Source organism: Brevundimonas sp. Marseille-Q4549, assembly GCF_976940555.1.
The window spans coordinates 2026326-2050269 of the sequence record NZ_CDRHXG010000001.1 but is presented as its reverse complement, the minus strand read 5'-3'; the positions used below and the strand labels follow the sequence as shown (position 1 = coordinate 2050269).

At 64.4% G+C, this 23944-nt stretch carries 25 protein-coding genes and 1 tRNA gene; 11 read left to right on the top strand and 15 right to left on the bottom strand.

The features are described 5' to 3' along the window. Positions 1-31 precede the first annotated feature (31 nt). The 3 genes from ACWPV3_RS10045 to ACWPV3_RS10035 all read right to left on the bottom strand — a co-directional run bounded on the left by ACWPV3_RS10045 (position 32) and on the right by ACWPV3_RS10035 (position 4150). Complete coding sequence (locus ACWPV3_RS10045; protein ID WP_453977777.1) at positions 32-1243, bottom strand: acyl-CoA dehydrogenase family protein; 1212 nt, start codon at positions 1241-1243, stop codon at positions 32-34. Positions 1244-1347: 104 nt separating this feature from the next. Then, on the bottom strand, positions 1348-1653 hold the full coding sequence (locus ACWPV3_RS10040) for an SCP2 sterol-binding domain-containing protein (RefSeq protein ID WP_292176484.1): 306 nt from the start codon (positions 1651-1653) through the stop codon (positions 1348-1350). Positions 1654-1912: 259 nt separating this feature from the next. Further along, the gene (locus tag ACWPV3_RS10035; RefSeq protein ID WP_453977776.1) at positions 1913-4150 is read right to left on the bottom strand and encodes a S9 family peptidase; all 2238 of its coding nucleotides are present in this window, start codon (positions 4148-4150) and stop codon (positions 1913-1915) included. 106 nt (positions 4151-4256) lie between these two features. On the opposite strand from ACWPV3_RS10035, the gene ACWPV3_RS10030 reads away from it, so the two are divergent. Both ACWPV3_RS10030 and ACWPV3_RS10025 read left to right on the top strand, forming a co-directional pair. Beyond that, positions 4257-5072, top strand: a complete 816-nt coding sequence (locus tag ACWPV3_RS10030; protein ID WP_453977775.1) for a ferredoxin--NADP reductase — start codon at positions 4257-4259, stop codon at positions 5070-5072. 41 nt (positions 5073-5113) lie between these two features. Beyond that, a complete protein-coding gene (locus ACWPV3_RS10025; protein ID WP_292087656.1) occupies positions 5114-5446 on the top strand; it encodes a chorismate mutase in 333 nt (110 codons plus the stop codon). 532 nt (positions 5447-5978) lie between these two features. Here the strand turns inward: ACWPV3_RS10025 and ACWPV3_RS10020 are convergent. Then, positions 5979-6332 (bottom strand): Hpt domain-containing protein, encoded by a 354-nt coding sequence (locus ACWPV3_RS10020; protein WP_453977774.1) that lies wholly within the window; start codon positions 6330-6332, stop codon positions 5979-5981. Beyond that, a complete protein-coding gene (locus ACWPV3_RS10015) occupies positions 6332-7744 on the bottom strand; it encodes an amino acid permease (RefSeq protein ID WP_453977773.1) in 1413 nt (470 codons plus the stop codon). The genes ACWPV3_RS10020 and ACWPV3_RS10015 overlap by 1 nt, the downstream gene beginning before the upstream one ends. Positions 7745-7904: 160 nt before the next feature. On the opposite strand from ACWPV3_RS10015, the gene ACWPV3_RS10010 reads away from it, so the two are divergent. Together ACWPV3_RS10010 and ACWPV3_RS10005 are read left to right on the top strand one after the other, a co-directional pair. After that, positions 7905-7980 (top strand) — tRNA-Lys (locus tag ACWPV3_RS10010). 307 nt (positions 7981-8287) lie between these two features. Beyond that, positions 8288-8548, top strand: coding sequence for a helix-turn-helix transcriptional regulator (locus ACWPV3_RS10005; protein ID WP_248116238.1), 261 nt, complete (start codon positions 8288-8290; stop codon positions 8546-8548). Positions 8549-8596: 48 nt separating this feature from the next. Here ACWPV3_RS10005 and ACWPV3_RS10000 read toward each other — a convergent pair whose 3' ends face one another. Next, the gene (locus ACWPV3_RS10000; protein ID WP_453977772.1) at positions 8597-8905 is read right to left on the bottom strand and encodes a hypothetical protein; all 309 of its coding nucleotides are present in this window, start codon (positions 8903-8905) and stop codon (positions 8597-8599) included. Then, the gene (locus tag ACWPV3_RS09995; protein ID WP_453977771.1) at positions 8877-9512 is read right to left on the bottom strand and encodes a LysR family transcriptional regulator; all 636 of its coding nucleotides are present in this window, start codon (positions 9510-9512) and stop codon (positions 8877-8879) included. Before ACWPV3_RS09995 ends, ACWPV3_RS10000 begins: the two co-directional genes overlap by 29 nt. A gap of 107 nt (positions 9513-9619) precedes the next feature. On the opposite strand from ACWPV3_RS09995, the gene ACWPV3_RS09990 reads away from it, so the two are divergent. From ACWPV3_RS09990 to ACWPV3_RS09965, 6 genes are all read left to right on the top strand, one after another. Continuing rightward, complete coding sequence (locus ACWPV3_RS09990) at positions 9620-10810, top strand: MFS transporter (RefSeq protein ID WP_191558962.1); 1191 nt, start codon at positions 9620-9622, stop codon at positions 10808-10810. A gap of 23 nt (positions 10811-10833) precedes the next feature. After that, positions 10834-11898, top strand: a complete 1065-nt coding sequence (locus ACWPV3_RS09985) for an alpha/beta hydrolase (RefSeq protein ID WP_453977770.1) — start codon at positions 10834-10836, stop codon at positions 11896-11898. A 114-nt stretch (positions 11899-12012) separates the two neighbouring features. Further along, on the top strand, positions 12013-12435 hold the full coding sequence (locus ACWPV3_RS09980; protein WP_191558967.1) for a (R)-mandelonitrile lyase: 423 nt from the start codon (positions 12013-12015) through the stop codon (positions 12433-12435). 31 nt (positions 12436-12466) lie between these two features. Further along, complete coding sequence (locus ACWPV3_RS09975) at positions 12467-12922, top strand: cyclophilin-like fold protein (protein ID WP_248116171.1); 456 nt, start codon at positions 12467-12469, stop codon at positions 12920-12922. 16 nt (positions 12923-12938) lie between these two features. Then, positions 12939-14000, top strand: coding sequence for a zinc-dependent alcohol dehydrogenase family protein (locus tag ACWPV3_RS09970; protein WP_248116169.1), 1062 nt, complete (start codon positions 12939-12941; stop codon positions 13998-14000). Beyond that, positions 13933-15804: an ATP-binding protein gene (locus ACWPV3_RS09965; protein WP_453977769.1), complete on the top strand. Its 1872-nt coding sequence runs from the start codon at positions 13933-13935 to the stop codon at positions 15802-15804. The genes ACWPV3_RS09970 and ACWPV3_RS09965 overlap by 68 nt, the downstream gene beginning before the upstream one ends. A gap of 195 nt (positions 15805-15999) precedes the next feature. Here ACWPV3_RS09965 and ACWPV3_RS09960 read toward each other — a convergent pair whose 3' ends face one another. Further along, on the bottom strand, positions 16000-16461 hold the full coding sequence (locus ACWPV3_RS09960; protein ID WP_191558957.1) for a MarR family winged helix-turn-helix transcriptional regulator: 462 nt from the start codon (positions 16459-16461) through the stop codon (positions 16000-16002). Between the two features lie 162 nt (positions 16462-16623). On the opposite strand from ACWPV3_RS09960, the gene ACWPV3_RS09955 reads away from it, so the two are divergent. Next, positions 16624-18102 carry a methyl-accepting chemotaxis protein gene (locus ACWPV3_RS09955; RefSeq protein ID WP_224762270.1) on the top strand — a complete coding sequence of 493 codons (1479 nt, stop codon included), beginning with the start codon at positions 16624-16626 and terminating at the stop codon, positions 18100-18102. 545 nt (positions 18103-18647) lie between these two features. On the opposite strand, the gene ACWPV3_RS09950 is transcribed toward ACWPV3_RS09955, so the two are convergent. The 7 genes from ACWPV3_RS09950 to ACWPV3_RS09920 form a co-directional block, all read right to left on the bottom strand. Then, on the bottom strand, positions 18648-19274 hold the full coding sequence (locus tag ACWPV3_RS09950) for a tyrosine-type recombinase/integrase (protein WP_191558956.1): 627 nt from the start codon (positions 19272-19274) through the stop codon (positions 18648-18650). A 145-nt stretch (positions 19275-19419) separates the two neighbouring features. Next, a protein-coding gene (locus ACWPV3_RS09945) for an IS3 family transposase (protein WP_248116165.1) occupies positions 19420-20609 on the bottom strand; the annotation gives its coding sequence in 2 pieces (ribosomal slippage) (positions 19420-20357 and positions 20357-20609; 1191 coding nt in all). Positions 20610-20665: 56 nt separating this feature from the next. Next, positions 20666-21220 carry an NADH dehydrogenase ubiquinone Fe-S protein 4 gene (locus ACWPV3_RS09940; RefSeq protein ID WP_191559094.1) on the bottom strand — a complete coding sequence of 185 codons (555 nt, stop codon included), beginning with the start codon at positions 21218-21220 and terminating at the stop codon, positions 20666-20668. A gap of 1 nt (position 21221) precedes the next feature. Next, entirely contained in the window at positions 21222-21842 is a 621-nt protein-coding gene (locus ACWPV3_RS09935; RefSeq protein ID WP_191559095.1) for a hypothetical protein, read from the bottom strand. Continuing rightward, positions 21842-22042, bottom strand: a complete 201-nt coding sequence (locus tag ACWPV3_RS09930) for a hypothetical protein (RefSeq protein ID WP_313454702.1) — start codon at positions 22040-22042, stop codon at positions 21842-21844. The genes ACWPV3_RS09935 and ACWPV3_RS09930 overlap by 1 nt, the downstream gene beginning before the upstream one ends. An 11-nt stretch (positions 22043-22053) precedes the next feature. After that, positions 22054-22701 carry an HdeD family acid-resistance protein gene (locus tag ACWPV3_RS09925; protein ID WP_453977768.1) on the bottom strand — a complete coding sequence of 216 codons (648 nt, stop codon included), beginning with the start codon at positions 22699-22701 and terminating at the stop codon, positions 22054-22056. A 27-nt stretch (positions 22702-22728) separates the two neighbouring features. Then, positions 22729-23871 (bottom strand): sigma-70 family RNA polymerase sigma factor, encoded by a 1143-nt coding sequence (locus ACWPV3_RS09920; RefSeq protein ID WP_453977767.1) that lies wholly within the window; start codon positions 23869-23871, stop codon positions 22729-22731. Positions 23872-23944: the final 73 nt, after the last annotated feature.

Genomic DNA, 23944 nt, shown 5'->3' with positions numbered 1-23944 from the left:
TTCCCAAAGACTTGTGTACGGATTCAGGTCTTTAGCGTCTGGCGCCTCCGCCATGCTTGGCGTATTCCAGCCGGGCGATGGTGCGGTTGTGAACCTCGTCCGGGCCATCCGCGATCCGCAGCGTCCGAACCCCGGCGTACAGTTCGGCCAGGGGCGTATCGCCCGACACGCCCGCGCCGCCGAACGCCTGGATCGCGTCGTCGATGACCTTCAGCGCCATCTTGGGCGCCGCGACCTTGATCTGGGCAATTTCGGAACGGGCGTTCTTGGCCCCGACCTCGTCCATCATCCAGGCGGCCTTCAGCACCAGCAGGCGGCACATCTCGATATTGGTGCGGGCTTCGGCGACGCGCTGCTCCCACACCGAATGTTCGGACAGGTGTTTGCGGAAGGCCGTGCGGCTCAGCAGGCGTTCGACCATCAGGTCCAGGGCCCGCTCGGCCGCGCCGATGGTGCGCATGCAATGGTGGATGCGGCCCGGCCCCAGGCGCCCTTGCGCGATCTCGAAGCCCCGGCCCTCGCCCGCGATCAGGTTCTCGACCGGCACGCGGACGTTTTCCAGCACCACCTCGGCATGGCCGATGGGCTTCTCGTCATAGCCGAAGACCGACAGCATCCGCTCGACACGGAAGCCGGGCGCGTCCACCGGCACGATGATCTGGGACTGCTGGGCGTGGGTGGCGGCGTCCGGGTCGGTCTTGCCCATGACGATGGTCATGGCGACGTTCGGATGGCCCATATTGGTCGACCACCATTTGCGGCCGTTGATGACATAGTGATCGCCGTCGCGCTCGATCCGGGTCTGGATGTTGGTGGCGTCCGACGAGGCGACCTCCGGCTCGGTCATCAGGAAGGCCGAACGGATTTCACCGGCCATCAGCGGCTTCAGCCAGCGGTCCTGCTGGGCCGCGTCGCCGTACATGTGCAGCACTTCCATATTGCCGGTGTCAGGGGCGTTGCAGTTGAACACCTCGGCCGACCACAGATGCCGGCCCATCATCTCGGCCAGCGGCGCATATTCCAGATTGGTCAGGCCCGCGCCGTGGTCTCCGGGCAGGAACATGTTCCACAGGCCCGCCTCGCGCGCCTTGGCCTTCATCGCCTCCATGACCGGAGGTTGGCGCGTCGAATCCTCGCGCACCTGGGCGAAGTACAACGCCTCGTTCGGAACGACCTCGGCGTCCAGGAAATGGCGAACGCGATCTTGCCATTCAAGAGCCCGGGCGGAATGATTGAAATCCATAGTGTTTCCTCTTGCCGTTCGCGCCTCTTGCCGGGCGCCCGATACGAAAACGGCGCGGCCCCGATCAGGAGCCGCGCCGCCATAACTGGTCGTTCAGACCGGCATCAGCGCTTCAACAGCGGCGCCAGCTTCTGCGCGATCATCATGTCGCCGGCGATCTTCAGCTTGCCCTGCATGAAGGCCATCATCGGGTCCAGCTTGCCTTCCGACAGGGCCAGGAAGTCGTCCCACTTGATCGAGACGGTGGCGTCGGCGGGCTTGTCCTCGTTCGTCACCGTGTTCGGCGTGGAGGCGCCGTCGATGAAGATCTTGCCTTCGTCGCCCAGGTCCAGCTTCACGGTCTTGCCCAGACCGGAGTTGTCGCCGACGGCGCTGCGGATGTGTTCGGTAACTTGAGCCAGATCAGGCATAGGGGCGTCTCCCATAGGACGGTTGAACCCCAGCCCTACCCCGCCCTTGCCGGGGCGCCAAGATCACGTCGGGTAAAGCTGGCGTCACTTCTCGTCCGACGAACCGCTGTAGAGGCTGGCCGCCCCCACAGCGATCATGAAGAAGGCGAAGGCCGCGACGATGGCGGCGACGAAAGGCACGGCGGCTTGGGGCATGGAGGTTCTCCTTCGCCCCTTGCTGCGCCCTATCGCCGCGCCGCGCCTTGATGCGGATCAAATTTTACGGCGCCCGTTTGCCGATGGTGCGGTCCAGGAAGTCCAGATAGGTGCGCCATTGCTGCAGCTGGCGCGGATCGCCGCGCACGCCGTGGCGCTGGCCGGGATAGAGCATCATCTCGAACGGCACGCTCTTGGCCTGCAGCGCGTCGATGACGCGCGTGGCGTTGCCGAAAATGACGTTGTCGTCGGCCATGCCGTGCAGGATCAGCAGCCGCCCGGTCATGTCGTTCAGGCGCGGCAGGATGTCGGTGGCGGCATAGCCTTCCGGGTTGTCCTGCGGCGTCGACATATAGCGTTCGGTGTAGTGGGTGTCGTACAGGCTCCACTGCGTCGGCGCCGCGCCCGCCAGGGCCGCCGCCAAGTTCGCGTCCTTGTCCGTCAGGGTCAGCAGGCTGAGGAAGCCGCCGAAGCTCCAGCCCATCACCGCGATATGGTCGGCGTCGACGTAAGGCAGGGTCTTCAACCATTGCGCGGCCTGGGCCTGATCCTCGACCGCCGGAATGCCCAGGCGGCGATAGATGCTGGTCTCGAACGCCTGCGACCGATCGCCCTCGCCGCGATTGTCGATGCGGAAGACGATATAGCCCGCCTCGGTCAGCAACTGGTTGGTCAGGGGCTGCCAGCTCTTCTGCACGCCCGCCCCGGTGCCGGGGCCGCCATAGACCTGCATCACCACCGGATATTTCTTGGACGGATCGAAGCCGGGCGGCGTGGTCATGCGCCACACCAGGGTCTGGCCGTGGCTCTGCATCGTGCCGAACTCGGGCGTGCGCAGGCGCGAGACATAGGGGGCGAACGGATGGCTGGCGTCCAGCCTGTTCTCCTCGATCCAGCGCACCCGCGTGCCGTCGATGCGGTACAGGGCCGACTGCGGCGGGGTCGCTGGATCGGAATAGTTGCCGACATAGGCGGTCGCAGGCCCGTTGACCGACACGGTCCACCAGCCGCCGCCCGGCGTCACCGCGACCGGATCGACCGTGCGGTTCAGATTGGCGCGGAACATCTGCTGCTCGATCGGCAGTTCCTTGCCGTCGCGCATCGAAGCGGTGAAATAGACGTCGCCGGTCTGTTCGTTGACCCCGTCCAGATGTTTGACCGGATAGTCGCCGCGCGTGATGGCCCGGATGCGCCGCCCGTTGCGGTCGTACAGATACAGGTGCCGCCAGCCCGAATCCTCGTTCGACCAGATGAAGCGGCCGTCGGCCAGGACGCGGAAATCGTCGTTCAGATCGACCCAGGCCGACGCCTTCTGGCTCAGGATCACGCGCGAGGCGCCGGTGGTCGGATCGACGCTCAACAGGTCCAGCGTCTTCTGGTCGCGCGACTGGCGCTGCACGTACAGGGTCTTGCCGTCGCCCGACCAGTTGACCCGCGCCAGATAGATGTCGGTGTTGGCGCCCAGGTCCACCTTGACCCGCGCCCCGCTCTGCAGGTCGCGGACATACAGTTCCACCACCGCATTGGGTCGGCCCGCGCGGGGATAGCGCTGCTCCACCATCGTCGCGCCGCCGCCGGTGATCTCAAAGCGCGGCACGATATCGACCGGGCTTTCGTCCACGCGGGTCAGGGCGATGTAGCGCTCGTCGGGGCTCCACCAGTAGCCGGTGTCGCGATCCATCTCCTCCTGGGCGATGAACTCGGCCGTCCCCCAGCTGATCAGGCCCGCGCCGTCGTCCGTGATCGGCGTTTCCTTGCCGCTGGCCAGGTCATAGACGATCAGGTTCTGGTCGCGGACATAGGAGACATAGCTGCCCTTGGGCGACACCTTGGCGTCGATCTCGTCGGCGGGCGTCTCGGTCAGGCGGCGCACCTTGCCGTCGGCCCGATTGGCCAGGAAGATGTCGCCTTCCAGCGGCGCCAGGATATAGCGCCCCTGCTGGTCCCACGAATATTCGACCACGCCGCGCGCGCTGATCCGCATCCGCTCGCGCCGGGCCTTTTCGGCCTCCGACAGTTCGCCGGCGTCGGGAACCAGCGCCCGCGCGTCGATCAGCTTATAGGGTTCGCCCGGCCCCGTGGGCGCGGCCCACAGGTCCTGCACATCCACATTGTCCTCGCGCGAGCGCAGGAAAGCGACCAGTTGACCGTCGGGCGACAGGCTGACCCCCTTGGCCACCGGCCCGTTCAGGCTGGGGCTGGAGAACACCCGCTCGGGCGTCAGGATGTTGGAGGGCGCCTCCTGTGCAAGCGCCGATGTGGCGGACAGGAGAATGGTCGAAGCAAGGAGAACAGTGCGCATGGCGCCGGACGCTAATCGCGCTTGATCGACCCGTCACGCGGAAAGTCGCGCGCCGCGATGCTGCTTGTCCTTCCCTGCGAAGGGTTCTCATATTAGATAGCGCGCAATGACCGACGTCTCCCTCTCCCCTGCCCCCGTCAAGGCCAGCCCGTTCAACGAACTGGAGGTTCTGTGGGTCCGCCACTGGACCGACAGCCTGTTCAGCTTCGGCGTCAAACGGCCCGACGACTTCCGTTTCCGCTCGGGCGAGTTCGTCATGATCGGCCTGCCGGGCGAAGACGGCGGCAAGCCGGTGCTGCGCGCCTATTCCATCGCCAGCCCCGGCTGGGCCGAGGAGTTGGAGTTCTTCTCCATCAAGGTCGCCGACGGCCCCCTGACCTCGCGCCTGCAAAAGATTCAGCCGGGCGACACGGTGCTGATGGGCAAGAAGCCGACCGGCACCCTGGTCCTGGACGCCCTGACCGGCGGCGAGCGACTGTTTCTGATCGGCACCGGCACGGGTCTGGCCCCCTGGCTCAGCGTGGCGCGCGACCCGGAGACCTATTCCCGCTTCGGCCATGTCTATGTGATCCACACGGTGCGCGAGGTCGCCGACCTGGCCTACCGCGACTTCTTCACCCGCGAGATTCACGACGATCCCCTGATCGGCGACGAGGCCAGGGCCCAGCTGACCTACTACCCCACCGTGACCCGCGAGACGTTCGAAACGCCGGGCAGGATTACCGACCGCATCAAGTCCGGCGACTTCTTCCGCGACCTGGGCCTGCCCGAAGGCTTCGACCCCGCCCGTGACCGCGCGATGCTGTGCGGCTCCATGGCCATGATCAAGGAAGCTGGCGAACTGCTGGAGACCTATGGCCTGAAGGAAGGCTCCAACGCCGAACCCGCCGACTACGTCCTTGAACGCGCCTTCGTCGGTTGAACGTCTTGGCTTGAACGGTCTGACCCGCTAACCCCACGGCCATGTCGAAGCCCGCTCCTGTCGCCGTCGATCCCCGCGTCGATCCCGCCGAATGCCAGTCGATGACCGAGGTCCGCCAGGGCGTCGACGCCCTGGACCGCGCCCTGGTCGCCCTGCTGGCCGAACGTCAGCGCTACATGGACGCCGCCGCCCGCATCAAACCCCACCGCGACGCCGTCTTCGACCAGGCCCGCATCGACGACGTGGTGGCCAAGGTGCTGGTCGCCGCCGAGGCCCACCACCTGTCGCCCGACATCGCCGAACCCGTCTGGCGTCTGTTGATCGACCGCTGCATCGCCCACGAGTTCGCGACCTGGGACCGGACGCGCGACTAGCCTTAGCCTAATTATGTCCGCTCATCCCGGCGAAAGCCGGGACCCAGACCTTTGGGCGAAAATCGCATGAGATTGAGGCTCGGTGGTCATCCCAGGCGCCACCTATGCGAAAGTACTGGGTCCCGGCTTTCGCCGGGATGAGCGGGAGGAAAAACTCGAACGACGCTCAGAAGATCGGTCGCATACGAGCGCCAGCCATCCGATCTGCGTAAAGAATCCAATTCGAAAACAACGCCTTGCCTCACCGCAGCGTCAATCGACCTCCCGGGCCTCCCATTGCGAACATAGTGGGCGCCCGGTCTTTGACATCGCCGCCTTCCCTTGAGGCGCCCGCCAAGCGAAAGAGAATTCGGACTGTTCGGACTCTTCGGACTCTTCGGACTCTTCGGACTCTTCGGACTCTTCGGACTCTTCGGACTCTTCGGACTCTTCGGACTCTTCGGACTCTTCGGACTCTTCGGACTCTTCGGACTCTTCGGACTCTGTTTTTTCCTGGCCCCGCCGTCCAGCCTTCAACGCGGTATAAGTCCGCCTAGCCTTTCAGGCCCCGCAACATCAGTTCGTGGCGATAGGCGGCGACATCCGCCAGGGCGGCGTCCATCGCCGTCCGCACCCGGTCCAGGGCGGCGGGAGCCAGAGGCTGTTCGATCTTCTCCGCCTCGGCGCAGACCGCCGCCAGTTCGCCCGCGCCGATGCCCGCCGACGCCCCCCGAATGGTGTGGACCGCGTCGCGCCAGCCTTCGGCCCTGGAGTCCAGCATCGCGGACCATAGGCCGGCCTGCTGCACGAACAGGCCCAGCACCTCCTCGTTGATGGCGTCGTCTCCGCCCGTCATGTTCTCAAGCACGGCGAAATCGACCGCCCCGCTCAGATCTCGCCGCGCCATCAGGCCGCCGTCTCCTCGCCCCTGGCCAGGCGCGAGTTCCGCGACGACCACAGCAGATAGATCGCCACCCCGATCACGTTCCAGATCAGGAAACCGATCTGCGTCACCGGCTTCAGGCTCAAGAAGAAGACGATGCAGCCGATCACTGTGATCGCCCCGACCAGCGGCCACAGCGGCGCCTTGAACACCCGTTTGCGTCCCGGCTCGCGCATCCGCAGCACGATCAGGCTGACGCCCACCGAGCAGAAGGCCGCCAGCGTGCCGGCGTTGGCCAGGGACGCCAGTTCGTCCAGCGGCAGCAGACCCGCCAGGATCGCCACCACCACGGCGGTGAACACCGTCACCACCGCCGGCACGCCCCGGCTGGACACCTTGGCCAGACGGCGCGGCAACAGGCCGTCGCGCGCCATGCCCAGGAAGATGCGGCTCTGTCCGAACAGGAAGGCCAGCAGCACGGTCGGCAGGGCCACCACCGCCGCCGCCGCGATCCACTGGGCCGCCGTCCCCTGCCCCATCTGGCGCAGGATCAGGGCCAGGGGCTCGGGGCTGCTGGCGAAGGTCGCGACCGGTCGCGCGCCGATCGCCGCCGCCGCCACGACCAGATACAAGGCCGTGCAGATCAGCATGGAGCCCACGATGCCGATGGCCAGGTCGCGCTCGGGCTTCTTGGTCTCCTCCGCCGCCGTCGAGATGGCGTCGAACCCGTAGAAGGCGAAGAAGATGATCGCCGCCGCCGCCATCACGCCCGTCTGGACGAAGGGCGCGCCGAACCCGTTGGGCATGAAGGGGGTGAAATGCTCTGGCTTGAACGCCGGCAGGGCGATGGCGACGAACACCGCCAGAGCCGCGATCTTGATCAGCACCAGGACGGCGTTCAGCGTCGCGCTCTCCTTGGTGCCCAGAAGCAGCAGACCCGTGATCACGCCGATGATCGCCACGCCCGGCAGGTTGACGATCCCGCCCGCATGAGGTCCCGCCGTCAGGACCGTCGGCAGATCGATCCCCAGACCCGTCAGGAAGCCGACCGCATAGCCGGACCACCCCACCGCCACGGCGCTGACCACCAGCGAATACTCCAGGATCAGGCTCCACCCCACGATCCAGGCGATCATCTCGCCCAGCACCGCATAGGAATAGGTATAGGCGCTGCCCGCCGTCGGCATCATGGTCGACAGTTCGGCATAGGCCAGGGCCGCGCAGGCGCACACCAGGCCCGCCAGCCCAAAGCTGATCAGAACCGCCGGTCCCGCCAGACCCGCGCCCACACCGATCAACGTCAGAATGCCGGTGCCGACGATGGCCCCGACCCCCAGGGCCAACAGATGCGGCCAGCTCAACGTCGGCTTCAGTCGCGGCCCTTCGTGCGGCGCCAGCATGGCGTCGATGGATCGACGTCGGTTCCAGAAGGTCATGGCGTTCACTCCCCCGCCGCTGACACGCGGCTGATTCCGCGTGAACCATAGCCCGCCCAAGAAAGTTTGCGAAAGGCGCTTGCCAACCCCGCCTCCGCTGGGTAGTAGGAGCGCCCTTCGGCAAGGGCGCTCGCCCCGCCGAAGACATGACGATCGGTGTGGGTGATTAGCTCAGTCGGTAGAGCAGCTGACTCTTAATCAGCGGGTCCACAGTTCGAACCTGTGATCACCCACCATCGTTCTCATTGAAATCGCTGATGATTTCCTCTTCGGAGGCAGTCTCACCGTTTCAGCCAATCCAGAAAAACGGTGAGAAAAACGGTGGGCGCTAGCCGCGCTGAAATGAGCCGTGGGCGCAGGCCGAGGCGGGTCCCGTCGATAACCTGAACTTATGAGCGGGAGCGCATCGTAGCAGCGCGTCATGCCCGTCAGCACCGCGCCGGGGTGGAGACCGACGGCCCGTCATTTCGCCACCGGGATCTACCGGGTGTCCCTCCCGAGCCAAGCGCGGAAGAATCTCGATGTCAGCGATGAGAGAGCACGATGGCAGAGACGCGAGATCTGATGAACCGCTTCGTTCGAACACCTGAGGCCGGCAGACTTCTGGGGCTCTCAGGCCGTACGCTCGAGAAACATCGCACCAGCGGCACCGGTCCCATCTACCGCAAACTGGGAGGCCGGGTCGTCTACTCTGTCACTGACCTCCGCGCCTGGGCGGACACGGATGTGAGAACCTCCACTACCCAATCTGCGAAGCCGGTTCCGAACGTCTCAGGAGAGGCGGACGCTCGAGCAGCCCTTTGATCCGTTTCCAGAGCGCTACGCCCCGCACGCTATCTCCGGAGCGTTCCGCTAGTCGAATGCCGCCTCAAGCTGCTCAAGCTTGCGTGCGAACGGCGCGAACAGTTGGAGAAGCACATAGGTCTGCGCCCGATCCGCGGGCTTGCCGATCGCGTGGCCGGCCTCGTTCCGAGACGTCCGGATCACCGACTGGATGAAGTTCAAATTGACCTCCAGATCTTCTCCCGCTGCGCCGAGCCCCTTCCGATGGGGCGCCAGCAGATTCTGGAAGCGGTTGATCTTGCGCAGGAGCGAGCGCTCCTCGTCGACCGGTTTAAAGACCGAGCCCAGGTTAGAACTGCGAACGGCCACGTCGAGCATGTGCAGGAACCGCGCTTCGGCCGCGACGCCCAGCATCACGACACTGGAGAGCAGGCAGTTGGCGTACACCCGCCCGTCTGGTCCGGTCCTGACCCTGCTGAGCACCCTGGCCGACGAAGGGGCGATCGAGACCCTCTCGAACGCGGCGCGGCTTTTCGCAGGTGTCCATCCCGCCGCCGCAGCGGAAACCCTCCTCGACAATGTTGCGTAAGCTGCTGTCCAGCAGCAGTTCGACGCTGATGTCCGGATAGGCCTGGAGCACGGGCTTCAGCTTGGGCCAGACTACGGTCTGCAGGGCATGGTCGGACAGGGTCAGCCGGATTGAGCCGGACGGTTTGTCGCGAAACGCCGTAAGCGCCGCGATCTCCTCCTCGATCTCGCTCATGCGCGGGGCGACGGTCTGCAGCAGCCGCTCGCCCGCGACGGTCGTGGCGACGTTGCGTGTGGTCCGCGTCAGCAGACGAATGCCCATCCGGGCTTCAAGCTGCTTGATCGCATGACTGAGCGTCGACTGCGCCACGCCGAGCCGCGCCGCCGCCTTGGTGAAGCTGCGCTCCTCGGCGACAGCCTGGAACCAGGTCAGTTGATTGAAGTCGGTCCGTTCCACGGGCGGTCTCCTCCTCGGCGCTGCGTCAGACTATTCGTTCATATCGATTAGTTCATGCCGATTAGGACGACTAATCGCTTTGTGCGTTCGCCGATAGAAGTTCGGCCATGATCGAAGTCGCCCTCACTACCGATACGACCGTCAAGCCCGCCGCCGCCTGGGGCGCGGTCCTGTCTATGGCCCTGTGCGTGGCGATGCTGATCGCCTCGGAATTCATGCCAGTCAGCCTGCTGACGCCGATGGCCGAAGGCCTCGGCGCAACCCAGGGCCAGACCGGGCAGGCGATTTCGATCAGCGGCCTGTTCGCGGTCGCAGCCAGCCTGCTCATCACCACGGCGGCCGGACGGCTGAACCGCAAGTGGGTCCTAGTCGCCATGACCGCCCTGATGCTGGCGTCGCTGGTGCTGGTCGCGGCCGCGCCGAACTTTGCGGTGCTGATGATCGGCCGCGCCTTGCTGGGCATCTGCATCGGCGGCTTCTGGGCCCTGGCCACAGCCGTCATCATGCGCCTGGTTCCCAAAGACGACGTGCCGCGCGCCCTGGCCCTGATGTACGGCGGCCAAGCCATCGCTGCGGCTTTCGCCGCGCCGGTCGGCAGCTATCTCGGCGACCTGTTCGGGTGGCGCGAGGTGTTCTGGGCGCTGACGCCCATCGTCGCCGTCAACCTGATCTGGCACGTTGTGGCCCTACCCTCCCTGCCTGCGGGCCAGCGGCAGGACTTCCGGGCCATGTTCAGCCTGCTGAAGCGGCCGTATTTCCTGATCGGCATCATCGCCTCGATGCTGTCCTGGGGTTCGGCTTTCACCATGTTCACCTATCTGCGCCCCTTCCTGGAGCGGGTGACGGGGGCGAACGTGACGGTGCTGTCGGTCCTGCTGCTGGTGCTGGGCTGCGCGGGCTTCGTCGGCACCTGGGCCTCCGGCCGTTTCCTGAAAGGCGATGTCGCCCGCCTTCTGCGGCTGCCAGCCCTGCTGATGGGCGGCTGCACGCTCGGACTTCTGTTCCTGGGCGGATCACCGTTCGCGGCCGGCGTGCTGCTGGCGCTGTGGGGCGCAAATAACACCGCCATGTCGGTGATCTGGATGACCTGGATGTCCCAGAACGCCGACGACGCGCCGGAAGCCGCAGGCAGCTTGATGGTCGCCGCCGTCCAGGCCTCGATCCTGCTCGGCGCTGTGGCGGGCGGCTGGCTGCTGGACGGCTTTTCGATCCGGGCGACCTTCATCGGCAGCGTGGTCCTGGCCGGGGCAGCGCTGGTCCTGATCGGCAACGGCCGCAGGCTGCTGAAACCCCGATGACCGACATGAACGAGGAGATAGCCATGACCACCTCAGACACGAGCCGACGCAACCTTATGAAACTGACCAGCGCCGGCGTCGTCGCCGCAGCCGCCGGGTCGCTCTTCAACACGTCCAATGCAAAGGCGCAGACCATGCCCGACGACTGGGACAAGCTTTTCCCCAAAAGCGAAATCGTCGACCACCAGAAGGTCACGTTCAGGAACCGCTACGGCCTCACGCTTTCGGGCGACCTCTATCTGCCCAAGGCTCGCAGCGATCAGCGCCTGGCCGCGCTGGTCGTCGGCGGGCCGTTCGGCGCGGTGAAGGAACAGTCATCGGGCCTCTATGCCCAGACCATGGCGGAGCGCGGCTTCGCGACCCTGGCCTTCGATCCGTCCTTCACGGGGGAAAGCGGCGGAGAGCCGCGCAACATCGCTTCGCCCGACATCAACACCGAGGACTTCAGCGCAGCGGTCGATTTCCTCGGCCTGCATCCGTCCGTCGACCGCGAGCGCATCGGCGTCATCGGCATCTGCGGTTGGGGCGGCATGGCCCTGAACGCCGTCGCCGTGGACAAGCGGGTCAAGGCCGTCGTGGCCAGCACCATGTATGACATGACCCGCGTCATGTCCCGGGGCTACAATGACAGCGTGACCGCCGAAGAGCGCGCGCAAACCCTGGAGCAACTGAGCCGGCAGCGCTGGCAGGATGCAGAAAACGGCGCGCCCGCTTATGGCCCGGCCATGAACGAGCTGAAGGGCGGCGAAGCCCAGTTCCTGGTCGACTATCACGACTATTACAGGACGCCGCGCGGCTTCCACCCGCGCGCGGTCAACTCGAACGGCTCGTGGACGGTCACCAACCCGCTGTCCTTCATGAACATGCCGCTCCTGACCTACATCAAGGAAATCTCGCCGCGCCCGATCCTGCTGATCCACGGCGGAAAGGCCCACTCGCGCTACTTCAGCGAGACCGCCTATGCCGCTGCGGCTGAGCCGAAGGAACTGATGATCATTCCCGGCGCCAGTCACATCGATCTCTACGACCGCCTGGACGAGATCCCGTTCGACAAACTCCAGTCCTTCTTCGAGCAGCATCTTGTCTAAGGGCGCGGCGTTATGATCACGCGTCGTCCAATCCGGCTCGTGATCGGCCTGACGATCGCCGCACTGTTCCTGCCCGTCGCGCCGACGGCCGCACAGTCGATCAAGGAGGCCCCTATGATACTCCACCGCAACGGAACCCAGCCCTCACAGAAGGGGCCGGCCGAGTGGTTCACCGGCACGGTTCGTATTGATCCGCTCAACACCGCGCCTGCCCCCGCGCGTCACGGCGCCGCCAGCGTGACCTTCGAGCCCGGCGCGCGTTCCGCCTGGCACACCCATCCGCTGGGTCAGACCCTGGTCGTGACGTCCGGCGTCGGCTGGACCCAGTGCGAAGGCGAACCGATCGTCGAAATCCGCGCCGGCGACGTCGTCTGGTGTCCGCCCGGCCATCGCCATTGGCACGGCGCGTCACCGACCACAGCCATGACGCACATCGCCATCCAGGAGGCCCTGGACGGCAAGATGGTCGAGTGGATGGAGCATGTGACCGACGACCAATACCTAGCTGGACCGCCAACAGCGGACGGCGGGCGCTGAAATCATGCGGGCCTGGAGACAGCCGCTCGCCTTGCTGGCCGTCGCCGTTCTCGCCGCCGCCTGCAGCGGGCCGACGTCCGACGCCTCGGCCGGTGAGCCGAGCCGTTCGGAGCAAACCGTGGATGAGCCGATGAAGATCAGAATTATCGCCGCCGATCAGACGTTCACGGCCGTGCTGGATGACAGCGAGGCGGCGCGGGACCTCGCCGCCCTCCTGCCGATCGAACTGACGCTGAGCGACTACAACCGCACGGAGAAGATCGCCGACCTGCCGCGCGCGCTTTCCACGGCTGGCGCGCCCGAGGGCGTCGCCCCCGTAGCCGGCGACATCGCCTACTACGCCCCCTGGGGCAATCTCGCGATCTTCTATCGCGACTTCGGCTACTCGCGCGGCCTGGTCCGCCTGGGCCGCCTCGAAGGCCACATCGAGGCGCTGGCCAAGATCGACGCGCCCGTCCGCATCGAACTTATTCCTCCCCGAACCTGATCAGAAGGCGAAACCCATGCTTGCCACTGTCCTTCACGGCCCCGGCGACGTCCGCTTCGAAGATGTCGCCGAACCCCAAAACCTCAAGCCCACCGACGCCATCATCAAGCTGACGGCCACCTGCATTTGCGGTTCTGACCTCTGGCCCTATCGCGGCCTCCAACCGCTGGAAGGCCCCATGCACATGGGCCATGAATACTGCGGCGTCGTGGTCGAGGTCGGCGCCGACGTGAAGACCGTCCGCCCCGGCCAGTTCGTGGTCGGCTCCTTCTGCATCTCGGACAACACCTGCCCGCATTGCCGCCACGGCTTCCAGTCCTCCTGCGAGCAGCGCGAGTTCATGTCGGGCGCGCAGGCATCCTACGCCCGCGTGCCGCTGGCCGACGGCACCCTGGTCGCCACCGAGACCATCCCCGACGACGATCTGATCCCCAGCCTTCTGGCCGTGTCGGACGTTCTGGGCACGGGCTGGTACGCCGCCGACGCTGCACGCGTTCAGCCCGGCTCGACGGTCGCGGTCGTCGGCGACGGCGCGGTCGGACTGATGGGCGTTCTGGCGGCCAAGCAGATGGGCGCCGAGCGGATCATCGCCATGAGCCGCCACAAGAGCCGCCAGAACCTGGCGCTGGAATACGGGGCGACCGACATCGTCTCCGAGCGCGGCGACGACGGCGTCGCCCGCATCAAGGAACTGACCAAGGGCGTCGGGGCGGATTCGGTTCTTGAATGCGTGGGCACCAACGAATCCATGCACCAGGCGATCAACTGCGCCCGACCCGGCGGCGCTGTCGGCTTCGTCGGCGTCCCCCACGGCGTCGAACTGAACGGCGAGTTCCTATTCTTCGCCCAGAAGAGCCTGATGGGTGGCCCGGCCCCGGTGCGCCGCTTCCTGCCCCACCTGATGGACCTCGTCCTCAGCCGCAAGATCAATCCCGGCAAGGTCTTCGACCTGACCTTGCCGATTGAGGACGTGGCCGAGGGCATAGCGGACGTTAGCTGCCAAGCAGCCGATGACCACGGCCAAGTCGGCAAATATCATTTTGACATTTTTCGGACACGTTCACGGCCAGTCAACTAAACGCTCTCATCTTGCCTGGATGCGAGATGAAGACTGGACCGATATTGCACGCCGCCGCGTCCGGGAGTTTCCCATCCGGCTGTTATTCAGCGTGGGAATCGCGGCAGCCGTCTTTCTACATGACGCGGCAGCGTGGCCGGTCATTTGGTTGATTGCGACAGTCGCCGCGCAACTCGCCACGTCCTGGATAAGCGCGCCGATGCGTAGGGAGGGGTTTGTCGCACCCCACTGGCGTAAACAGCTTTTTGTCGCGTCTGTCGTTGTCAGCACCACCGTGTTTGCGAGCGTCGCGCCGTTGGCATGGTTCATGGAAGGTTGGCAGGGGCGAGTGCTCGCCGTCACTGTGCTTGCGGGTGGGGTGATGAATGTGCGGTTGCACGCCAGTTCCTCCGCCGCAATGGTTTGGGCTGCTACGGCGCCGTTTGGCCTGCTGCTTGTGGCCTTGCCTCTGATTTCGCTGGTGACCGAGCCGGGCAAACCGACCGCTGCCTTCGTCTGTCTCGCCAATTTCATGTACTTGGCTCATCTCGCTGCGGCGACGCGACGGGGACTGGCGGACAGCAGGGCCGTATCGGCATCGCTGGATCTCGCGGAAAAGACGTCTGAAGCGTTGAAGGCCGCAGCTGAAAAAGCGGGGGCCGCTAACCAGGCCAAGTCGGAATTCTTGGCGAACATGAGCCATGAGATACGCACGCCCCTTAACGGGGTCATGGGGGTGGCCGGCGCACTGGCGCGTACGAATCTTGATTCAAATCAGCGTGAAATGGTCCACTTGATCGAGGGGTCCGCGAAAACTCTAGAGACGCTTCTCACGGATATTCTCGATCTTGCGAGGGTCGAAGCGGGAAAGCTCACCGTCTTGGCCGAGCCCTTCAACGTGGCTGACGCCGTCAATACCTGTGCGGCGTTGTTCGACCCTCAGGCCCAGGCAAAGGGGCTGGACCTTCAAGTCGTCGTCCATCCCGACGCTGCTGGCGCTTACATAGGCGACGCCGTGAGGGTCAGGCAGATCATTGCCAATCTGCTGAGCAACGCCGTCAAGTTCACACGCAGCGGGAGCATCCACCTGACAGTGGCCGCGAAACCTGACGCCTCTCACACCCGCTTCACCATTAAGGTTCGAGACAGCGGCATCGGGTTCGATGCGACCGCGCAAGGAAAGCTGTTTTCCAGGTTCGAGCAGATTGATGGGTCAATCACCCGGAGCTTTGGCGGGTCAGGCCTGGGTCTGTCGATTTCCCATGCACTGGCGGGTGCTATGGGAGGGCAGCTGACCGCAGATGGGGCTCCCGGACAGGGGGCGACCTTCACGTTGATCCTGGATTTAGCCAAGGCCCCTTCAAATACTCAGGCCGTTCGAGCCGACGAGGAAGATCAAATCGAAGCTGCGCCTTTACAAGGCGTCCGCATTCTTTTGGCCGAAGATCATCCCGTCAATCGCCGTGTCGTCAAGCTTATCCTGGGCGCGGCCGGGGCCAGTCTGACGTCCGTCGAGAATGGCGCCGACGCCGTCAATACGGCAAAATGCGAGACCTTCGATCTGATCCTTATGGATATGCAGATGCCGGTTATGGACGGCCTCACTGCCATCACCAAAATCAGGGCGTTAGAGGCAACGGGCGAGGTCCTCACCACACCGATCTACGTGCTTTCGGCGAACGCAATGCCAGAAGATGTCGCGAAGTCTATGGCAGCTGGAGCCGACGGGCATATCTCCAAGCCGATAGAGGCGACACGTCTATTGGACCAAGTGTGTCAGGCGATCACGGCAGTTCGGTCAACTGAGCTCGCCAACGTCGCCTGACAACCCCTGGCTGACGTCGACCGCAACTGCTTTCCGGACTGGGGCCAACGTCCGCTTTCGGCCTCTGGACTGAAATCGACCCTAAGCAGACATATTCCGCCAGGGACCACGGCGGCGCAACCCAAGCGGAAGTCGCCAAGACACTATTCCACGATCCTGACGTCGGCTTCGAACCTCGGCGGGATAGTCGGGTGGTTACGACAGCGCTTCGTTCATGTCTTGCAGCAGCCGTGTGAGGGCTGCGATCTGGTCTGGTCTGATTGGAAGTTGCCGGACGACTTCGCGTCGTACCGAGAGTAGCTCCTGACGAAGTCCCCCCGCCTTTGTTGTCGCCTGGACCCACACCCGTCTCTTATCGCGATCGTCGCGTTTACGGGTGACAAGCTCTGCATTCTCCATGCGTTTAATGAGGGGGGTCAATGATCCCGTCTCCAACGAGATCCGATCTCCCAAGTCGCCCATGGTCGTCGGGCCGTCGAGTTCCCATAGCGCGATAAGGACCAGATACTGCGGGTGCGTGAGGCCAAGCGGAGCCAGGAGCTTTCGGTAAAGCCGCGTAATGAGACTACTGCTCGTTTGGAGCGCCAGGCAGAGCTGTTGATCGACATGAAGCTCCGACAAATCGTCGGGTTCTGCAAACTGTCGCGTTGAGCTCATCAGGCCGATCCGAGAGGGAAAGGGTCAACGCTAACACTGCGGCCCGCAATTAAATCAAGTTTGATACCATCACTGTTAAGGTTCTTGTCTGAATATGAGATCGGCCCTCTCGGGAGCCGATTGGAGATGATGATGTTCGGCTTCGGATCAAAGACTCGCACAGTGCAGCAGGCTGTTGAGGCGGAACGGCGCAGCATGGTGGACGCCTTGCATCGCTCCCAGGCGGTGATCCAGTTCGATCTGGATGGAACGGTACGCGAGGCGAACCAGAACTTTCTGTCGTTCATCGGCTATGAGCTCAGCGAGATCGTCGGACGCCATCACCGGATGTTCGTCGATCCGGCCGAGGCGCAGACGCCGGCCTATGCCGAGTTCTGGCGTCGATTGAACGCCGGCGAGTTCGTGGCGGACAAGTTCGTACGCTTCGGCAAGGGCGGCCATCGGGTGGTGATCGAGGCCAGCTACAATCCGATCCTGGACAGCGACGGGCGTCCCTACAAGGTGGTCAAGTTCGCCACGGACGTGACCGCCGTCGAAGAGGAGCGCGAACGCCGGGCCGAGGCGGACCGTCAGGCCGCGCAAGTTCAGGCCGCCGTAGTCGAAGGCACAGCCAGGGGGCTGTCGGCCATGGCGGCCGGCGACCTTTCCTATCGCATCCAGGACGACTTTCCGAGCGACTACGCCGTCCTGCGCGACAACTTCAACCAAGCCATGGCGACGCTGGATCAGGCGCTGGGCGTAATCGGCGTCAACGCCGGGTCGATGCAGTCGGGCGCACAGGAGATCGGCAGCGCCGCCGAGGATCTGTCACGCCGCACCGAGCAGCAGGCCGCCAGTCTGGAAGAGACGGCCGCCGCGTTGGACCAGATAACCGCCACCGTGCGCAAGACGGCTGAGAACGCCCAGGCTGCCGACACTGTCGTGACCCAAGGCCGGACCCAGGCCGAGACCGGCGGCGTGGTGGTCCAGAAGGCCGTCGCCGCCATAGGCGAGATCGAACGCTCGTCCAATGAGATCAGCCAGATCATCGGCGTGATCGACGAGATCGCCTTCCAGACCAATCTCCTGGCCCTGAACGCCGGAGTCGAGGCCGCCCGTGCGGGCGAGGCCGGTCGTGGCTTCGCCGTCGTCGCGTCCGAAGTACGGGCCCTGGCGCAGCGTTCGGCGGAATCGGCCAAGGAGATCAAGACGCTGATCTCGGCCAGTTCCAGCCAGGTCAAGGACGGGGTGGTTCTGGTGCGTCAGTCGGGCGAGGCTCTGACCGGCATTGCGGGGCGGATCGAAGAGATCACGACCCTGATGAGCGAAATCCGCGCCTCGACTCAGGAGCAGGCGGTGGGTCTGGCCGAGGTCAACACCGCCGTGAACCAGATGGATCAGGTCACTCAACAGAACGCGGCCATGGTCGAGCAATCGACCGCCGCCAGCCTGAGCCTGAGCCGCGAAGCCGCCGAACTGGCCGAACTCGTCGGCCGCTTCGAAACCAGCCAAGTCGCCAAGGCGCCGACGCCGATCCACAAGGCCCAGGCTCGCGTCGAAAGCTTCGCCCGCGCTCATACCGCCCCTTCGCGCGCCCGTATGGCGCCAGGGCGTAATGGCCCGGCGCTGGCGGTCGTGGCGTCGAGTTGGGAGGAGTTCTAAGAAAAAAGCCGCTTCCGGCATAGATCGAGCCCTTACCTCCATAATGTGCCGCACATTGAATGAATGCCCTGGGTCAGCGGAGGACTGACCGCAAGCCATAGCCAATGGCCGCTTCCCACCCGTTGCAGACGCTCACGGCGTCTGCTTGTGTAACGGCTAGCTGGCAAGGAAATCCAGATGTCGTCCGCACTCCCCGACGTAGATCGGTGGGCCAAGGCACCCGCAGTTTTCTCGATAGTGGCCACGGCGTTAGGGGGAGTGTTGGCTACGTTCTGGTGCTTGATCGCCGGGTTATGGACATTCAGCACGGCTGAATACGGTGCATTTGCCGGAATAACGACCATCACAGCTGTTCTGCTCGGAACCCCAGTATTGGGTTTCCAATTGGCTTCGAGAGGCAGGATGATGTGGTCGTCGGTTGCGACCCTGCCAGCCCTCTTCCTCTATTGTGCTACGCTGATCGCCGTCGTTTGGTGGTGACGTCCGCTTTCCACAGTTCTGAGACATAGGGCAGTCCGCTTTACGGCGGGCCGCCCCAAGCCTGCTCAGAGGTCGATCTGCTCTGAAATCTCCAGCGCGTCGTCGACTTCGATGCCGAGATACCTAACGGTGCTCTCGAGCTTTCCGTGCCCGAGAAGGAGCTGGCAGGCGCGTAGGTTTCCGGTCTTCTTATAGATCAAGGCCACCTTGGTCCGTCTAAGGCTATGGGTGCCATAGGCGCTGGGATTCAGGTCGATCATTCTCACCCAGGTATCGACCAGCCGGGCGTACTGCCTGGTGCATATGTGCTCTCCATCCCGGCTGCGGCTGGGGAACAGCCAGTCGTCACGCCGTCTTCCTCGGCGCTCCAACCAGTGAGCCAGAGCTTCCCTCGCGGCCTCCGTGATCTCGAACGGCACGGGCCGACCGGTCTTCTGCTGGATGATCGTCGACCGCTGCCGAATGACGCCGCCTTGAGCAATATCGCCCAGACGGAGTTTTACCAGATCACAGCCCCGCAGCTTGGCGTCCAATGCGATGTTGAACATCGCGAGATCTCGTGTCGATCCAACGGACTTCAGGTGCTGACGGATCGCCCAGATGTGCTTTGGCTTAAGTGGGGCCTTCGCACCGGTCATTCGACCAGCGTTCCAGGGTTTGCGGGGTAAACGAAACAGATCGGGCTGGCTCATGGCCACCTCCCACGATCAACACCCCCCTCCTCAAGATACGCTCCAAACAACGCTGATGCGCCAGAAGCGGCCACTGTCGGCGTTGCAAGAACGCGACTTAGAAGCTCGACGTGGGTTTGGTTACTGGTGACGTGACCCCCGTTTCTCATCCAGCCATAACGAGAGTCCTGGGTTGATCTGAACTGGGGTTGTCGGGGTTGGCAAGAGGCCGGTCAGCGCAGCCCCCAACCAGCGCAGCGGACCGGCCGATCTGTCCGCTGAGCGCTTCTGCATAAGCCTGTGGCGTCAACCACCCGAGCTTCGAGTGCGGACGCCGTTCGTTATAATCGCGTCGCCACGCCTCCAGCACTGCGCGGGCGTGCGGCAGGGATCGGAACAGCGTCTCGTTCAGCAACTCGTCGCGCAGGCGTCCGTTGAAGCTATCGTTGAAGCCGTTCTGCTGGGGCTTGCCGGGCGCGATATAATGCCAGCCGACGCCGGTGTCGTCGGACCAGGCCAGGACCGCGTTCGAGGTGTATTCCGTCCCGTTGTCGCTGACGATGGTGTCGGGCCGGCCCCGCTGCCGGATGACGGCGTCCAACTCCCGCACGACCCGCGCGCCCGACAGCGAGGTGTCGGCCACCAGCGCCAGGCACTCGCGGGTGCAGTTGTCGATCACCGTCAGAATGCGGAAGCGCCGCCCGTCAGTCATCTGGTCGGCCACGAAGTCCAGCGACCAGCGCTGGTTCGCCGCCAGTGGCAGCTCCAGCGGTCGCCGCGTCCCCATCGCTCGCTTCCGACCGCCGCGTCGACGGACCGTCAGTCGCTCCTCGCGATAGATCCGCTGGACCCGCTTCCTGTTGACCGCATGACCCTCGCGCCGCAGCAGGACGTGCAGGCGGCGATAGCCGAACCGGCGTCGCTCCTGGGCCAGGGCCTTCAGCCGGTCGCGCAGGGCGCCGTCGTCCGGGCGCGTCGCCTGATAGCGCACGCTCGTCCGATCGACGCCCAGCACACGGCATGCCCGCCGCTCGCTCATCTCGTAGGCGGCCTGCAGATGACCAGCCGCCTCGCGATAGCCGGCGGGCGTCACCACTTTTTTCCCAGCAGGTCCTTCAGCGCCACGTTGTCCAGCATCGCGTCCGCCAGCATCCGCTTGAGCCGAGCATTCTCGTCCTCGAGCGCCTTCAACCGCCGAGCCTCCGACACGTCGAGCCCGCCGAACTTGGCCTTCCATTTGTAAAAGGTCGCCGAACTGACCCCATGACGCCGGCACACCTCCGCCGTCGCCACACCGGCCTCCTGCTCCCGCAGGATCCCAATGATCTGCTCTTCCGTGAACCTTGATCGCTTCATTCTGTCCGTCCTTCGTTAGGGCGGACTCTAGCTATTCCTGGAGGAGTTTCAGGGGGTCACGTCACCGTCCACGCCGGAGGATCAGAGGCCGGGAAGGATTCAAGACTGGCTTCGATAACTGGATCGAATTCCGCCTGTTCTTGCGACGGCAGGTCCACCGAGCCTTCCTGATCGACTGCGCGTCGGAGTCGGTGGTCCGTGCGATCCCGATCCAGGCGGGACGGTATGCGAAAGGCGTTCGGGGCGTCGGCTCCCTTGTAGAGGCGATGCCGCTCCTCTCCCCGCCAGCGGTCAGGCGCATGCCGGTGAGCCACGTCCTCACGCACGAAATAGCGCCAGTTCTGCCGCTCCGCGAATTCCACAGCGCTTTCGCGGTCGGGAAATTTCAGCCGGATCGAACGATAGGGATCGTTGCTGGAGGTATATCCCATCAGCGGCTCGACCTGCGGCGGCCGGGACGGCTCGAACTCGAGAACCCAGTAGTTGGGCCGAGGCGCCGATGTCATCGCGGAACGGGCAGGACGGTAGATGATTGCCGTCGGCACGTCCCAGGATGGCTGATCGGTTCCGGGAATTTTCGGCGGGAATGGTGGGCGATTATGGCCGCGCATATCAGTTCTCCCGGGTGTCGGTGGATACGAGAAGTTGACGTTCGAGATCGTCGAGTTTTTCCATTCGCCTCGAATTCAGGCGAACGGCGCGTTCGGTGTTCTGCGAAGGAAAGGCAGCAGCGTGCAGGACGTCCGACCGCATCGCTATCGTGAGATCGGCGACGGCATTCATCACGCCCTCTCCGTCCCCGTCCGAGAGCGTGCCGTCAGCAAAACCGGACTGCAAGCTCTCCAGTACCTGCTCGAAGCTGGACACGACCCCTGCACTCGCGACCACAGCCAGCTTGTGGCTGAGAACACGCAGTTCATCGATCAGCTTCGCATCGTGCCTTGCGGTTTCCACGATCTCTGCGACCTTTTCGATACAGGCCATGTAAATGTCGCATTGCTGCTGGAGGATGATGACCCTTCCTTCCTTGCGAAGCTCGAGATCGGTCTGGCGATTGAGAAGCGCCGCGGTCAGAATGATCGTCACGACAGCGCCGAGGAAGATGAGCGTCATCTCCTGCGCGAAAGGCAGTATGTCTTCGGCAAGATACATCGAACGAAAAACGAAAACGATTCCGATGCCCAAGGCAGCGGCCGCAGCAGCAAATGCCAAGTCAGGCAGGCGGTTCGACATCAGCACCCCGCATTTTCGGTGTCAGGTGGCATGCACGGCTTTGCATCGGCGTCCGGCGCCTCTGCGTCCCGGTGCCGCGGGAAGATTGGCGTCGGACCGCTGCCGAACGGATTGAAGCCGGTGCTCAGGCAACGGTCGAAGATCGTTTCGTCCCATCGGGTGAAATCGTGCTCCTCGCCGGCAAGTCGCTCGTCATCCACCACAGGGCACCTCACGCCTTTGCCGATGGGGGAGCGTCATCGAAGGCCGCACCGTCCGAACGATCCGCCTTGCGAAGCCGTAGCCCGAGGAGGATCATCATCACCCCGAAGACCGCGGCGTAGAAGCCGATCAGCCAGCCGAGCGCGAGGAAGCTTTCGACCGGGCGCGTCAGCAGCATCCAGGTCACGACGACACCGAGAACGACCGAGAGAAGGCCGCTTAGGATGAGCCAGATTTCGCCCTTGATTTCCTTGCGCAGGCGAATCGCCGCCACGATTTCCAGGACGCCGGAGAACACGGACCAGAATGCGATGCTGGCCCAGAGGAATGTCGCAAGCACGAGCGTCGCGACAAAGGGCGAGACAACCACGACGACGCCGGTGGCGATCCCCAGGAGGCCGCTGAACATCAGCCAGCCCCAGCGTTTGCCCTTGCGGATGTTACGTATCGCGGCGACGAGGCCGAACACGCCGTCGGCAAAGGCGAACGCGCCGAAGACCAGCGTGAGCGCCAGAAGCGATTCAGCAGGCATGACGAAGGCCAGCACCGCGATGATCAATGCGAGCACGCCGCGCAACACGAATGCCCACCAATTCCGGGACAGGCTGCACAGCATGTCTTGCATCTTGTCGGTCGGGTTTTCAGAGGCTGTTCTCATTGGTCCATCTCCTGTTCCTGTTTCAACTCAGTTTTCTGCGTTTGTCTCCACGCCGGCGAGCGCGGCAGCCACGCGGCGCCGGTGCTCGACTGGCTGGGGCAGGCGCTGCGTCAGGGCAATTTCCCGTTCGATGGGCGCGCGCCCCGATGCCTCGCTGATCAACCCCGCTTCGACAAGCTTTCTGCGCAGTGTCTCGCCCGCCTTCTCGGCGATTTCTTCGACCTCTGCTTCGGAAAGGCCGAGGAGGTCCGCCGTCTCCGCAAGCGTGGCGTCGTCTAGGTGGAGCCGATAGAGAACGCGGCGTTCGACCGACGGAAGATCGGCGATTGCCCGGTGCAGCGTCACGGCGATATCATGACGACTCATTTCTGTCTCAGGGTCCGTGCCGCCGTCGTCGGCGATGAGTTCCTCCAGCCTCAACACGTCGTCGGGCTGGTAGAACTCGAACATCTCCTCATCAGACTCGGTAAGCTCTCCGCTAGGCGCCTGGGGCGCTTCGTAGATCGAGGCGGCATCCTCGGGCACCGCGCGGCGCGCAGCCTGCGCCTCGGCCTCAACGGTCTCGAAGGCCAGCTGCGTCAGCCAGTCCCGGACGGAGAATTCGGTCGGCCGCCGCTCGAAGCGGTCGAGCCCCTTGAGGATCGTCGCATCGACGATATCGCCAACGCTCAGGTAGCCAGCCGGTACCGATCCGCTACACTCGAGATAGGTCAACTCGCGCCTGACTGTATCGTAGACCGTATCGAGATGATCCTCGATCAGGTCGAAGAAGAGTTGGCGCCGGTCCGCTTCCGCCGCATCCCGCGCGGGCGGCAGCGGGGCGCCGATCCGGCGCCGGCGGGCGGGACGCTTGTATTCAGACTCGTGCTTGAGCCGCGCCACATGCCGGTCAACCCGCTGGCGCAGGTCGGCAAAGGCCTTGCGCAGGACAGGCTCGATCTCGAATCCATCTTCCCGCGCCGCGATCACGCCCGACGGAAGTTGCAGGCGCAGGCTGACCTGGATGCGCGTCTTGACGCTCGTCTGGGAGGCGACGACTTCGAGCCGGACGAGATCCTCGCGGAAGCGTACAAGATGCGGTTCAAGTTGCCGCACCTCTTCCTCGATGACCTCAGGCGCGCGCTGTTGGCCGTGCCGGTCGAGATTGCGGAATGATCTGATGACGTTCATGCCGTGGACCTTCCTATAACTCTCCGAAGAGATGGTCCGGCGCGACCGATATCGCGCCGGGCCAGTCTTTTGT